General features: G+C 63.4%; 1 protein-coding gene. It reads left to right on the forward strand.

The window, feature by feature from the left end; all coding sequences use genetic code 11:
- Positions 1-1,192, forward strand: a 1,192-nt coding sequence (locus BBF94_RS26395) for an immunoglobulin-like domain-containing protein (RefSeq protein WP_176704511.1), incomplete at both ends; no start/stop codon positions are given.

Genomic DNA, 1,192 nt, shown 5'->3' on the forward strand with positions numbered 1-1,192 from the left:
CAACTTCGAAAACCTGGTGACCAGCAACACGCCAGCGGTGACCAATGTCACTGACACCATCGACACTACCACCGTGAAGCTGACCGCGACCGCAACAGCGGCCGAGGGCGGCAACGTCGTCTACACCGCGACTGTTGGTGCACCGGTGACCGGTTCGCCTGTGACCGTGACCCTGTCCAATGGCCAGACCATCACCATCGAAGTGGGTAAAACCACCGGCACCGTCACCACCACCGCGCCGAACGATGCGCTCAACGGTCACGCACCGCTGACCAACGCGATTACCAACGTCAGCGGCGGCAACTACGAAAACCTCGTGGCCGACAAAACGCCGGTCAGCACCACCGTGACCGACACCATCGACACCACCAACCTGTCGCTGACCGCGACCGGCACCGTGGCCGAAGGTGGCCAGATCACTTACACCGCAACGTTGACCAACGCTGCGGGCACTCCAGTGACCGTGACCCTGAGCAACGGCGCCGTGATCACCATCGATGCCGGTAAAACCACCGGCACCGTGACCGTTCCTGCGCCGGCCGATGACGTCTACAAGGACGCCGGCACTGTTCAGGCCACCATCAAGTCGGCCACCGGTGGCAACTTCGAAAACCTGGTGACCAACACCACGCCAGCCGTGACCAACGTCACCGACACCATCGACACCACCACGGTCAAACTGACCGCGACCGCAACAGCGGCCGAGGGCGGCAACGTGGTCTACACCGCGACTGTTGGTGCACCGGTGACCGGCTCGCCAGTGACCGTGACCCTGTCCAACGGCCAGACCATCACCATCGACATCGGCAAGACCTCCGGCACCGTGACCACCACCGCGCCGAACGATGCGTTGACCGGTCACGCACCGCTGACCAACGCGATCACCAACGTGAACGGTGGCAACTACGAAAATCTGGTCGCCGACAAAACCCCGGTCAGCACCACCGTGACCGACACCATCGACACCACCAACCTGTCCCTGACCGCGACCGGCACCGTGGCCGAAGGTGGCCAGATCACCTACACCGCAACGCTGACCAACGCCGCTGGTTCGCCGGTGACCGTGACCCTGAGCAACGGCGCCGTGATCACCATCGATGCCGGCAAAACCACTGGCACCGTGACCGTTCCTGCGCCGGCCGATGACGTCTACAAGGACGCCGGCACTGTTCAGGCCACCATCACCAATGCC

Origin of the sequence: Pseudomonas bananamidigenes (assembly GCF_001679645.1) — a bacterium.
GTDB classification, from domain to species: Bacteria; Pseudomonadota; Gammaproteobacteria; order Pseudomonadales; family Pseudomonadaceae; genus Aquipseudomonas; species Aquipseudomonas bananamidigenes.